The 11,696-nt window shown below is 68.2% G+C and carries 9 protein-coding genes and 2 pseudogenes; 2 read left to right on the forward strand and 9 right to left on the reverse strand.

What is annotated here, in order from left to right; all coding sequences use genetic code 11:
* The 5 genes and pseudogenes from A5622_RS30040 to A5622_RS06935 form a co-directional block, all read right to left on the reverse strand.
* Positions 1-376 (reverse strand): annotated as a pseudogene (locus A5622_RS30040) (YibE/F family protein); the annotation flags it as partial.
* A gap of 32 nt (positions 377-408) precedes the next feature.
* Complete coding sequence (locus tag A5622_RS06920; protein WP_066862361.1) at positions 409-1,701, reverse strand: pyridoxal phosphate-dependent aminotransferase; 1,293 nt, start codon at positions 1,699-1,701, stop codon at positions 409-411.
* Between the two features lie 32 nt (positions 1,702-1,733).
* Complete coding sequence (locus A5622_RS06925) at positions 1,734-4,781, reverse strand: (Fe-S)-binding protein (RefSeq protein ID WP_066877503.1); 3,048 nt, start codon at positions 4,779-4,781, stop codon at positions 1,734-1,736.
* Positions 4,782-5,033: 252 nt separating this feature from the next.
* Positions 5,034-6,716 carry an Hsp70 family protein gene (locus A5622_RS06930; protein WP_066877505.1) on the reverse strand — a complete coding sequence of 561 codons (1,683 nt, stop codon included), beginning with the start codon at positions 6,714-6,716 and terminating at the stop codon, positions 5,034-5,036.
* Positions 6,717-6,849: 133 nt separating this feature from the next.
* Positions 6,850-7,398 (reverse strand): hypothetical protein, encoded by a 549-nt coding sequence (locus A5622_RS06935; RefSeq protein ID WP_066877507.1) that lies wholly within the window; start codon positions 7,396-7,398, stop codon positions 6,850-6,852.
* A gap of 113 nt (positions 7,399-7,511) precedes the next feature.
* On the opposite strand from A5622_RS06935, the gene A5622_RS06940 reads away from it, so the two are divergent.
* Positions 7,512-8,162: a DUF1345 domain-containing protein gene (locus tag A5622_RS06940; protein WP_066865923.1), complete on the forward strand. Its 651-nt coding sequence runs from the start codon at positions 7,512-7,514 to the stop codon at positions 8,160-8,162.
* Positions 8,163-8,171: 9 nt separating this feature from the next.
* Here A5622_RS06940 and A5622_RS06945 read toward each other — a convergent pair whose 3' ends face one another.
* Genes A5622_RS06945 through A5622_RS06955 form a run of 3 tightly spaced genes read right to left on the reverse strand, consistent with a single transcriptional unit; the run spans position 8,172 to position 10,700 of the window.
* Positions 8,172-8,894 carry a hypothetical protein gene (locus A5622_RS06945; protein ID WP_066877509.1) on the reverse strand — a complete coding sequence of 241 codons (723 nt, stop codon included), beginning with the start codon at positions 8,892-8,894 and terminating at the stop codon, positions 8,172-8,174.
* Positions 8,894-9,460 carry an LpqN/LpqT family lipoprotein gene (locus A5622_RS06950; protein ID WP_066877511.1) on the reverse strand — a complete coding sequence of 189 codons (567 nt, stop codon included), beginning with the start codon at positions 9,458-9,460 and terminating at the stop codon, positions 8,894-8,896. Before A5622_RS06950 ends, A5622_RS06945 begins: the two co-directional genes overlap by 1 nt.
* Positions 9,461-9,470: 10 nt before the next feature.
* The gene (locus tag A5622_RS06955; RefSeq protein ID WP_066877513.1) at positions 9,471-10,700 is read right to left on the reverse strand and encodes a hypothetical protein; all 1,230 of its coding nucleotides are present in this window, start codon (positions 10,698-10,700) and stop codon (positions 9,471-9,473) included.
* 148 nt (positions 10,701-10,848) lie between these two features.
* Between A5622_RS06955 and A5622_RS06960 the strand changes: the two genes are divergently transcribed.
* Complete coding sequence (locus tag A5622_RS06960) at positions 10,849-11,370, forward strand: DUF488 family protein (protein WP_066865927.1); 522 nt, start codon at positions 10,849-10,851, stop codon at positions 11,368-11,370.
* A 12-nt stretch (positions 11,371-11,382) separates the two neighbouring features.
* Here A5622_RS06960 and A5622_RS06965 read toward each other — a convergent pair.
* Positions 11,383-11,696 (reverse strand): annotated as a pseudogene (locus A5622_RS06965) (hypothetical protein); the annotation flags it as partial.

The raw sequence follows: 11,696 nt of genomic DNA on the forward strand, positions 1-11,696 counted from the left end.
TGTTGTGGCCCAGCCGGCAGCACGTCGACATCCCGATGCCGCTGCAGAACGCCGCCGGCGGCGCGGTCAGCACGCAGGCCGGGCACGTGCTGTCCAGCGGGATGGGCGACTGCGGCAGCGCGTCGGTCAGCCAGGTGCTCACCGGCGCGCCGCAACAGGCGCCGCCCGGCGCGGGGCGCTGCGTGCTGACCGCGCCGCCGGCGGCGTTCTGCAGCGGCATCGGGATGTCGACGTGCTGCCGGCTGGGCCACAACACGATCGCCCCGACGGCGACCGCCACGCCGATCGCGACCAACAACCCAACGACGATCCTGGCGGGCAACGGATCGACGGCGGACGGGCCCGGCGGCAGGCTGTGCGAGTGCGAGTGGGTCACCAGGTCGAGACTAGAGGCGCCCGCGCCGGTGCCTACGGTCGATAGCCGACCAGGAAATTGCCCAACCGCTCGATCGCGGCCGCCAGATCGCGGGCCCACGGCAGCGTCACGATGCGCAGGTGATCCGGTGCCGGCCAATTGAAGCCGGTGCCCTGGGTGACCAGAATCTTTTCCTGCAGCAGCAGATCGAGGACGAGCTGTTCGTCGTCGTCGATGTCATAGACCTCGGGGTCCAGCCGGGGGAACGCGTAGAGCGCACCGGCCGGTTTGACGCAGGACACGCCCGGAATCTCGTTGAGCTTGGTCCATGCGACGTCGCGTTGCTCGAGCAACCGGCCGCCGGGCAGCACCAGGTCGTCGATGCTCTGATAGCCGCCCAGGGCCACCTGGATCGCGTGCTGCGCCGGAACATTGGGGCACAGGCGCATATTGGCCAGCAGGTTGATTCCCTCGATGAAGCTGCTGGCGTGGTCCTTGGGCCCGGTGATTGCCAGCCAGCCGGCCCGATAGCCGGCCACCCGGTAGGCCTTGGACAGGCCGTTGAAGGTCAGGCACAGCATGTCCGGCGCCAGCGTGGCGAGGTTGATGTGCTTGGCGTCGTCGTAGAGGATCTTGTCGTAGATCTCGTCGGCGAGCAGCAGCAGCTCGTGCTTGCGCGCCAGATCGACTATTTGGGTGAGGACTTCGCTGGTGTAGACCGCGCCGGTCGGGTTGTTCGGGTTGATCACCACCAGCGCCTTGGTCCGCTCGGTGATCTTGGATTCCATGTCGGCGATGTCGGGCTGCCAGCCCTGCGTCTCGTCGCACAGGTAGTGCACGGGCGTGCCGCCCGCCAGGGAGGTCGATGCCGTCCACAGCGGGTAGTCCGGCGACGGGATCAGCACCTCGTCGCCGTTGTCGAGCAGGGCCTGCAGGGTCATCGTGATCAGCTCGGACACCCCGTTGCCCAGATAGACGTCGTCGACGTCGAAGCGGGGAAATCCGTCGACCAACTCGTAGCGGGTCACCACGGCCCGGCGGGCGGGCAGGATGCCCTGCGAGTCGGAGTAGCCCTGGGCGTACGGCAGGGCCTGGATCATGTCGCGCATGATCACGTCGGGCGCCTCGAAGCCGAACGGCGCCGGGTTGCCGATGTTGAGCTTGAGGATGCGATGCCCCTCGGCCTCCAGCCGCGCGGCCTGGGCGTGCACCGGCCCGCGGATCTCGTACAGGACGTCCTGGAGCTTCGACGACTGCGCAAAACTGCGTTGCGGCCGGTGATGAGCCGACGCGTGCAGGGGCAGGTGATGGGTGGTCACACCACTAATGGTGCCATCACTGTCCACTGAAATTTGCTGTCAAGCGGCAAAGACGCAGGTCAGCGCTTGCCCGGGGGACGCGCCCCACGGGCGATGCCCAGGCCTTTGACCGGTGGCTGCGACGGTGCATCGTCGCCGTTGGTCTCCTTTGCCGGCTCCGCTTTCGGCGCCGGCTCGGCTTCGGCCTTGGCAGCCTCCGCCTTGGGCGCTTCCGCTTCAGGTGCTTCCGCCTTGGGGGCCTCCGCCTTCGGGGCGTCGGCCTTTGGCGCCGCCTTCTTGGCGCCGGGCCGCTTGGCGCCCGCGGCGATGCCCAGCCCCTTGACCGGCGCCGCGGGTGCCTTGGCTTCGGCCTTGGTCTCGGTCTCGGCTTCGGGGGCCGCTTCCGAGGTGGCTTCGGCCTTGGGCGCCTCGGCCTTGGCGGCGGCCGGTGCCGCCTTCTTGGCGCCGGGTCGCTTGGCGCCCGCGGCCAGCCCCAGACCCTTGACCGGGGCGGCGGGTGCCTTGGCTTCGCCGCCTTCGGCCGGTGCCTCGGTCTTGGCGGCCTCCGCGGCCGGTGCGGCCTTCTTCGCGCCGGGTCGCTTGGCGCCGCCGGCGATGCCCAGCCCCTTCACGGGTGCGGCGGTATCCGCCTTGGCCTCTGCGGCCGGTGCGGCCGCCGCCTTCTTGGCGCCCGGCTTCTTCGCCCCGCCGGCGATGCCCAACCCCTTGGCGGGTGCGGCTGCGGTCTGCGCCTTCGGGGCCGGCTCGGCGGGTGCCTCCTCGGCGGGTGCCTCCTCGGCCGGTGCCTCGGCGGGGGCGGTCGCGGTGGCCGTCGAGGCCTTGGGCGCCTCGGCCGCGCGCGCTTCGGCCCTTTCGGAGGCCTCCTTGGCGGCCGTGCCCTTCTCCGGCAGCGTCGCCTTGTCGTACTCGAGGGATCCCAGCAGGATCTGCGCGACATCGAGCACCTCGACACCGCTGCGGCCGGCCTCTTCCTGACGGTCGTTGACACCGTCGGTCACCATCACTCGGCAGAAGGGGCAGCCGGTGGCGATGGTGGCGGCCCCGGTAGCCAGCGCCTCGTCGACGCGTTCGTGGTTGATGCGCTTGCCGATGTGCTCTTCCATCCACATCCGCGCGCCGCCGGCGCCGCAGCAGAAGCTGCGCTCGGCATGGCGTGGCATCTCGGTCAGGTTCGCCCCCGCGGCCCCGATCAGCTCACGCGGCGCCTCGTAGACCTTGTTGTGCCGGCCCAGGTAGCAGGGGTCGTGATAGGTGATGTCCTGAGACACCGGGGTTACCGGCACCAGCTTGTTGTCCCGGATCAGGCGGTTGAGCAGCTGGGTGTGGTGCAGCACCGAGTAGTTCGCGCCGAGCTGGCGGTACTCGCGGCCCAGGGTGTTGAAGCAGTGCGGGCAGGTGACGACGATCTTGCGGTCGACGGTTTCCACGCCCTCGAACAGTCCGTCCAGCGTCTCGACGGCCTGCTGGGCGAGCTGCTGGAACAGAAACTCGTTGCCCGAGCGGCGCGCGGAGTCGCCGTTGCAGGTCTCGCCGGTGCCGAGCACCAGGTACTTCACCCCGGCGATGGCCAGCAGCTCGGCGACGGCCTTGGTGGTCTTCTTGGCCTTGTCGTCGTAGGCGCCGGCGCAACCCACCCAGAACAGGTACTCGTAGCCGTCGAAGCTGTCGACGTCCTCGCCGTAGACCGGCACGTCGAAGTCGACCTCGTCGATCCAGCTGGTGCGGTCCGACGCGTTCTGGCCCCACGGGTTGCCCTTGGTTTCCAGGTTCTTGAACAGCACCGACAGCTCCGAGGGGAACTCGGATTCCATCATCACCTGGTAGCGGCGCATGTCGATGATGTGATCGACATGCTCGATGTCCACCGGGCACTGCTCGACGCAGGCGCCGCAGGACACACAGGACCACAGCACGTCGGGGTCTATGACGCCGCCCTGTTCCTCGGTGCCGACCAGCGGCCGGGTGGCCTGCTCGGGGCCGGACCCCATGACGCGGCCGAAGCCCGACTCGGGCACGTGGTGGGCCTCGGCGTGCTTCTCGCCGGACAGTTTCTCGCCGACTCCGCCCTCCGGTGTGCTCTCGAGCGGGCTCTCCTTGTCACCGAGGATGTAGGGCGCCTTGGCCATCCAGTGGTCGCGCAGGTCCATGATGACGAGCTTGGGTGACAGCGGCTTGCCGGTGTTCCACGCCGGGCACTGGGACTGGCAGCGCCCGCACTCGGTGCAAGTGGCGAAGTCCAGCATGGCCTTCCAGCTGAAGTCCTCGATCTTGCCGCGGCCGAATTCGGCGTCGTCCGGCGGGTTTTCGAAGTCGATCGGCTTGCCGTCGTGCTCCAGCGGCAGCAGCGGGCCCAGGCCGTTGGGCAGCCGCTTGAAGATGACGTTGATGGGCGCCGTGAAGATGTGCATGTGCTTGGAGTGCAGCACGATGATCAGGAACGCCAACATGACCAAGATGTGCAGCAGCAGCGCCGTCGTCTCGATGATCTCGTTGGCGGGCTGACCCAGCGGGCGCAGGATGGCGCCGAACAGCTGCGACAGGAAGGCGCCGTTGCCGTAGGGCAGCGTGCCGTTGTTGACCGCGGCTCCGCGCACGAACACGTAGGTGAAGACGACGTTGAAGATCATGAACAGCACCAGCCAGGCACCGCCGGTGTGCGAGCCGTAGAACCGTGACTGACGTCCGATCTCCTTCGGGCTGCGCATCAACCGGATGATGGCGAAGGTGACGATGCCGAGGAAGACCGCGGTCGCGAAGAAGTCCTGCAGGAAGCCCAGCACGTCCCAGCGACCGATGATCGGGATGTGGAAGTTGTCCTGGAACAGCAGCCCGTAGGCCTCGATGTAGACCGTGAGCAGGATGAAGAATCCCCACATGGTGAAGAAGTGCGCCAGGCCGGGGATCGACCACTTCAACAGCTTGCGCTGACCGAACACCTCGGAGACCTCGGCCCACACGCGTTTGGCCGGCTCGTCGGTGTGTCCCGGGGCCGGCTTGCCGGACGTGATCAGCTTGAACAGCCACAGGACACGCCGTGCGGCGAGTGCGGCCACGACCAGCGTCATGCCCATGCCCACGATCAGCCTGATGAGCATCTGCGTTGTCACAGAAGGTCTCCCCAATGCATAGATAAATTCGGCCTGTGCTTATTTGCCTGCTTAAGTCCCGCTCATAGTTACATCTCCGCGGCTTTCAGCGCGAGAAAGGCTGCCCTAACTTGGCAGTTCACCGGTGCCTCTGGCCTGCTGATTAATACCCACTCACCCAATGTGACGCCTGTCGAAGTGATGAGCGCCACCAAATTTCGCTAATTGACCTTTTGCCGGGGGTCTTTGGCGGCCCGGGCGTAATTCGGCTCGTCAGTGCCCGAACGGCGGTTGAAAGATGGGCGGGAACGGCCGCGTGCGGGTGGTCGTCGGCGCCGCGGTGGTGGTCGCCTGCGACGTCGTGGTGGGCGGCGCGGTGGTGGTCGTCGTGCTCGGCGGCGCCGTCGTCGTGGTGGTCGTCGACGGCGCCGGCGCGGGCGTCGTGGTGGTGGCCGGCGCCTCGGTGGGCGGCGGCGGCGGCGCGGGGATCACCGTGACGGTGGTGCTGTCGTTGGGTCCGGTGATGGTGACCGTTTGCGGCGGTGCCGGGCTGGTCGAAGGCCCCGGGGTGACGGGGGTGGACTTGGTGAGCAACAAATTGATCGCCAAGATCAGGGCCACCAGCACGGCCGCGCCCGCTCCGGCCACGCTCAACACCAGCGCCGTGCGTTTGTACCAGGGCAGCCGCCCCTGGGCGGTGGCGTAGCGGCTGCCGGTCGCGTCGTCGAATTCCCTTGCCTCGTTGGCGTATTCGCCGGTGGCGTCGCGGCCGGTGTAGGGCACCGGCTCGTCGTTGTCGGCGTCTTGCGACCACGCCAGGGCGTCGTCGACGTCGGTGGCTTGGGCGGCCCAGGCGGCCTGGGTCATGTCGAGCCCGGCGTTGCCGACCATTTCCGTCGGTGTTTCCACCGCCGCGGCCGCGGCGGTCGGGGCGACGCCCGACGCGTAGTGCGGGCCGAGCACCGCCGCGCCGAGGGCGGCGCTGAGCGCGGGCTGCGCGGTGCTGTGCACCGGCACCCCGAAGCGCTGCGACAATCGCGCTTTGAGCAGCGGGATGTTCGCACCACCGCCGGCGATCGCCACGGCGCTCAGCCCGGCGTTCGCAATTCCGTTGCGGCGCAACGACTCGTCGACCGACGTGAGGAACCGGTCCAGCGGCGCGGCGAGCAGTTGCTCGAATTCGGTGCGGGTCAGCTGGGCGCCGTCGCCCGAAGCCCCGGCGATGGTGCCCACCGCGGCCGTCGAGAGTTGCTCCTTCGCGCGCCGGCAGGCGCCGAGCAGGCGCGCCTGCGACCCGACCCGTGCTGCCCCGCCGAGCATGGCGGTGCTGACGTCGGAGGCCAGCAGGTGATCGAGGATGAGCTGATCGATCGCATCGCCGGAGAAGTCGGTGTTCCGCGCGGCAGGGCCGACGGGCGCAAAGCCGGCCTTGGCGTCCATCAGCGTGACGGTGGTGCCGCCGGCGCCGAAGTCGCACAGGGCGATTACGCCGTCGGCCCCGAATCCCGGAGTGCCGCGCAGCGCCGCGAGCGCGGCCGTTGCGTCGGAAACCAGCATCGGTGCCACCCCGCCGCGCGCCAGATCCGACTGGGCGAAGAACTCCTCCCGCAGCGCCGCGAACTGGGCGTCGGACCAGTAGGCGGGCACCGCGATGGTGATCGGTGAACCGTAGCCGACCGCCCGGGCCATCGCTTCGATCGCCTCGACCGTCAACGCCGCGCCCAGGTACTTGGTGCCGTCGGCCGCCACCAACGGCGCCCGGTCGCCGACGCGTTCGACGAACCCTCGCAGCACCAGGCCGGGTTCGGTCAGGTTCGGGTTTTCTTCCGGCAGGCCGACTTCGGTGGGCCGCTGCTCGAACAGGGTCAGCACCGAGCTGCGGGTGATCGGAGCGCTGCCCGCGCGGGCCGCTACCAAGTTGGCCACCCCGATCGATAGGCCGAGCGACTCGCTCATGTCCCGCACCCCTGTGTCAGTCGTCCCGTTGCCGTCGCACGGTGGTCCTCACCGTAGCGACCGTGGATTGCAGCGAGTGTAGGGCTTCTCCGGCGCGCTGCCATGGAACCGTGGCGGGGCTCGCCACGACTCGCTAACGCAGGCCCGGTGGCACGGTGACCGGATTCGGCACCCCCGGAACGGTGATTACCGGCGGCAGCTGCGGCAGATGGTGGCGATGCGAGGGCTGCTGGGTCTGTCCCCCGGTGGGCTGCTGTTGCGTCGGCTGCTGCGCCGGCGGCTCTTGGGCGCTGCTGCCGGGCGAGGACGTGGTGGTGGTCGTGGTGGTCGTCGGCGTCGTGGTGGTCGTGGTGGTGGCCGGCGTCGTGCTCGTCGTCGTGTTGGGGCCGTGGCCACCGGTCTGCCCGTGGATGAGTTGGATGACGCCGAAGATGATGAGCCCGATCAGGACCACGACGGAGACCAGCCAGGCGATCAGCATCGCCGGCTTGCGATACCAGGGGGTCGGCTCGCTCTCCTGGTCAAACGGGTCGCCGCCGTCGGCCTGCTCGGACCCCTGCGGCGGGTGCGGCGGGGGGCCGGGTGGCGGAATCTCGCCGGTAGGCGGCTGTTCGCTCACACCGAAGTCGCCATGCTGCGTCGGCTGGTTGTGGAAGTCGTCGCGTGGGCCATTGGATGCCACGGCACCGATCGTACTGACCTCACCTGCCAATCTCCTGATGCCTGGGCCGGGCCGACACGGGTGAGCACCCGAACGTGGTCCGACGACCCGCGTTTGGTGGTTAGGTCGAGATCGTGGACTCCCTGGTGAAGTTGTTTCGGGACACGGGCGCGGTCCGGATCTTGGTCTCCGTGGCCCTCGGCGTGGCCGTCGCCGTCGTGGTGGGCAACACCGCCGGTTGGCGTTTTGCGCTGGCCGGCTGGATCGTCACCGCCGGAACGTACGTGGTGTGGACGCAGCTGATCGTGCTCGGCATGGACGCCGAGCAGACCTGTCGATGGGCGACGCGCGAGGACCCGACCCGGTGGATCGCCGACGCGGTGATCCTGTCGGCGAGCGTCGCGAGCCTGGGCGGGGTCGGCTACGTGGTGGCGGCGGGGTCACGCGCGGGCCACGAAGCCCTGGCCGCCGCCGTCTTCGGCATCCTGACCGTCGCCGCGTCCTGGGTCGCCGTGCACACGCTGTACACCGTGCACTACGCGCGGCTCTACTACTCGGACGAACCGGGCGGCATCAACTTCCACGACCCCGAGCCGCCGCGCTTCCGGGACTTCGCCTACCTGGCCTTCACCGTCGGGATGACCTACCAGGTGTCCGACACCGAGATCGGGCTGACGACGATCAGGGCGACGGTCTTGCGCCACGCGCTGCTGTCCTACCTCCTCGGGGCGGTCGTCCTGGCGGTGACGATCAACCTGATCGCGGGGCTGGGCGCCAAGGTCTGACCGGGCCGGTCACACGTCGGCCGTTGAATGACCGCGGAGAATCCGTTCGACCCGATCCAGCAGCGCGCTCGGGGTGTCGGAGGCGCCGTCTTTCCAGGCCAGCAGTGCGTTGAGAAGGTTGATGGGCTGGACGCTCAATTGGAGGCCGAGCAGCACCGTCTTGCTGGTCAGATCCGCTGCGCGATAGGCAATCTCGACTTGCAGTGACTGTCCGTTCACCCCATTCGGGACGATCTTGGGCTCAATGCCCCGAACGCAATCACGCCGGATTTCGGTCAGCTCGTCTTTGGGTCCAGCCAAACGCACGGTCAGCGCCGACGGGGAGATGGCCAGCAGGCAACGACGCCACATACGCACTGCGCTGAACACGAAGACCGGCGTCAGGATCAGCAGGGTGATGCCGGTGAACCGAAGCCATCCCGGATTACCGGGCGCATAACCCGCGCCGACACTGGCCACGCCCAGCGCCGGCACCAGCACGTTCAAGACGTAAGCATTTCCCTCGTACCAGGGAAGGTAGCGGCAGACGATCTCGTCTTCAGACCGGTTGACTCCTGGCCGAAAAATCCGACGCCTGCCGAGGATGAAGATGAGCGCCGTACAGAATGCGATCAGGGACAAGTACCACTGCACTCCCACCGACATCGCAACCACCGCCATCAGGCACATGGCGCCGCCGAAGGCGTAGCGCAGTATCCGCCCCCACTTGCCGCTCGTTTGAGCGTTGGCCATTAGCCGTTGTCTCGCGTTGTGGTGGCGGGAGCCTTGCGATGGTGATCCCCCGAAGCTGGACTTACCGGCGCCGCACCCATATGGACATCCAGCCCGATGCCGGCCCGCTCCACTGGCGAATCGTGTAGCGCGGTCACCGTGAGTTGAGCGATCAACGTCTCCTTTTCAGTGGGGATGATCCTCGATCGCGAGACGCTATCGATAGTGCCGAGCTCATGGGCGATCAGCATCACAAGCAATCCCTGAACTCCGACAGATGCACCGGCGGGGCGGACTTCGCGGTGCACTTCGTGACAGCCCGGCACCGACTGCAACTGTTGCTCGGCCAGCATCGCGAATACTTCGGCGGGGTCCAGAACGGCCTCGACACGATGCATCGTCAACACCGCGTTCGCGCCAAACACGTCGATGTGAGGGTCGGTGCGGCAAGCCCACACCCGGAGTCCGACGGCGGAATCGAAGGGTTCCCAGCCAGGCGGTACCCGCACCTCGACCATAAGCCCTCCGAACCGATCGACCGGAGACAGAGCAACGCCGTGCCTCGCTACGAACTCATCGAATCGCATCGTCGTCGCCCTATCCGAAACCAAAAACTGATTCCACGCCGTGCACGGCGCTACCGACGGCATTCGAGACCGGCTGCCAAAGCTCTCCGACCACCTTGGATCCGCCCCATGCGACTACTGCTCCGACACCGGCGCCGACCACCAAGCCAATGGCGGTCCCCGCACCCGGCACGACCGAGCCGATCGCTGCACCGGCCGCCGCGTCCGCGGCGAGGCCTCCAACAGCCGCGCCCGCCCAGAGCCCGGCGGCGGTTCCGGCCGTCTCCCGGGTGACTGCCTCCGGCACCGAATTTCCATCCTTGATGTCGGACATGACGGCGGGCACCGCGCTGGCGGCACCCACCACCATGCTGACGCGCGAGAAGCCCTTGAGTTCGACTCCGCCGATTTTTGGGTCCTCAAACCACCTCAACAACGCCGGATCCGCCTTCCCGGGACCCGTACCGGGGGACTCGGCGATCAAATTAGTAGTCGCCTGGCGCACGCCGTCGGCGGTACCACCGGCGATCGCTCCCGCGGCCCCGGTCGCCACCTCCCCCTTGGTCGGGGCCAACGCGGGGCCCCCGCCGGGCTGGCCGGCCGGTGCCGGGCCGGGTTGGTCGGACGGCGCCGGGGCGGGTCCTGCCTGGGGGCCGACGGTGTCATAACCGTCGGCGTGCAGGGTGCCCATCGCATCCTGAAACGACTTGGAGTAGCCGTCGCGCGTCGCTTGCAGCTGGCCCAGCGCGGTTTTGGTGTCGCGGATCGCGTCTTGTTCCCGGCCGGCGATGAACGCTTCGAGCGCGTCGATGTCGGCCTGGGTGAGGTCGTCGTCGTCTTCCATCTCGTCGGCTTCGCCGATCAGCTCGTCGAGCTCCTGCAGCTGGGCTTCCAGCGACGCGATCTGACCGGCCGCGGTTCTTTGCGCCTCGGCCAAGGTCGCGGCGATGTTCTCCAGGTCCGCGCCGATCTTCGGAATCTGCAGCGACTGTGCCCCAAGGGCCTTCGTCACCCGCTGCACTTCATCGGAGCCGGTGATCGGATGATCGCCATCCTGGTGATTCCAGGCGGCCTCGAACCGGGTGCGAGCCTGCTCGAACGCGTCGTTGGCCTCTTGTGTGCAGCGCCCCGCTTTGCGAAAGGCCTCCGCGAGGTTGGAAATCTGCAGTGGGCTCCCCGCTTGCAAGCTTGCGTTGATCGCCCAGGGGTCGCCACCGGCCGCGGCAATCAGCGCCGGGATGCTGAGGTATTGCAGTTGCATGGCGTCGTCAGTCGCCCGCCCGACCGCTGATCAATCCCGTTCGCATCGTCACCCCTCCCGAACTCAACGGCAAGGTTACTAACGCAGGCTTGATAATCAATTCAGATCGCGCCCCGGTCCGCCCGGGCAAGCTGTCCGTATGGAACCGGTGTTGCTGACCGTGGGGCACGGGGCGGCCGGCCGGGAGCGGCTATCAGAGTTGCTTGCCGGGGCGGGGGTTGCGCTGGTGGTGGACGTGCGGCGCTACCCGGCCAGCCGGACCAATCCGGACGTGCGCCGCGAGGCCCTGGAATCCTGGCTGCCGCAAGGGAGCATCGGCTACCGATGGGAGCCCCGCCTCGGCGGGCGCCGGCATATCGCGGCCGGAGAACCGGAGCCGGACAGCTGGTGGACGGTGGCGGCGTTCCGGGCCTACGCCGCATACACCCGGACGCCCGAGTTCGACGCGGCCCTGGACGACGTTCTCGCCGATGCGGGCCGGCGCACCACGGCGGTGATGTGCAGCGAGAGCGTCTGGTGGCGCTGTCACCGGCGGCTGATCGCCGACGTCGCGGTGCTGGGCCGCGGGGTGCCCGTGCGGCACCTGATGCCCGACGGCCGGCTCAGTCCGCACCGACCCGCGGAGGGAGCCCGCCGCCGCCCCGACGGCCATCTTGTCTGGGACGGTTGATCTTTCGGCTCCTTAGAACGTGTTGACCTTCTCGACGCTGACGAACATGCCGTGCTTGGTCTGGTCGTTGGTGAAGCGGGTGCCGTCGGCGTTGGCGATGATGGTCCAGCCCTGCGCCGCGTAGGTCTTGTAGTCGATGGTGACCGTCGGGATGGCGCCCAGGTTGCCCAGCACCCATTGCACTTTGCCGCCGCTGTTGATGCTGACGCCGTTGGCGTGCTCGCCGTCCTGCAGCGGGGAGTTGGTGAAGGGCGCCTCACAGCCGACGGTGTCTCTGTTGATCTGGCAGCGCGTCACGCCGGATTTGGTCTCGATGAAGACGTCCT

Origin of the sequence: Mycobacterium sp. 1245801.1 (assembly GCF_001673055.1) — a bacterium.
Taxonomy (GTDB): domain Bacteria; phylum Actinomycetota; class Actinomycetes; order Mycobacteriales; family Mycobacteriaceae; genus Mycobacterium; species Mycobacterium europaeum_A.

Coding starts and splice junctions, on each gene's coding strand:
- A5622_RS06955 (WP_066877513.1), bottom strand. CDS start 10,700: ATGCAACTGCAATACCTCAGCATCCCGGCGCTGATTGCCGCGGCCGGT.
- A5622_RS06945 (WP_066877509.1), bottom strand. CDS start 8,894: ATGGCCAACGCTCAAACGAGCGGCAAGTGGGGGCGGATACTGCGCTAC.
- A5622_RS06950 (WP_066877511.1), bottom strand. CDS start 9,460: ATGCGATTCGATGAGTTCGTAGCGAGGCACGGCGTTGCTCTGTCTCCG.
- A5622_RS06930 (WP_066877505.1), bottom strand. CDS start 6,716: ATGAGCGAGTCGCTCGGCCTATCGATCGGGGTGGCCAACTTGGTAGCG.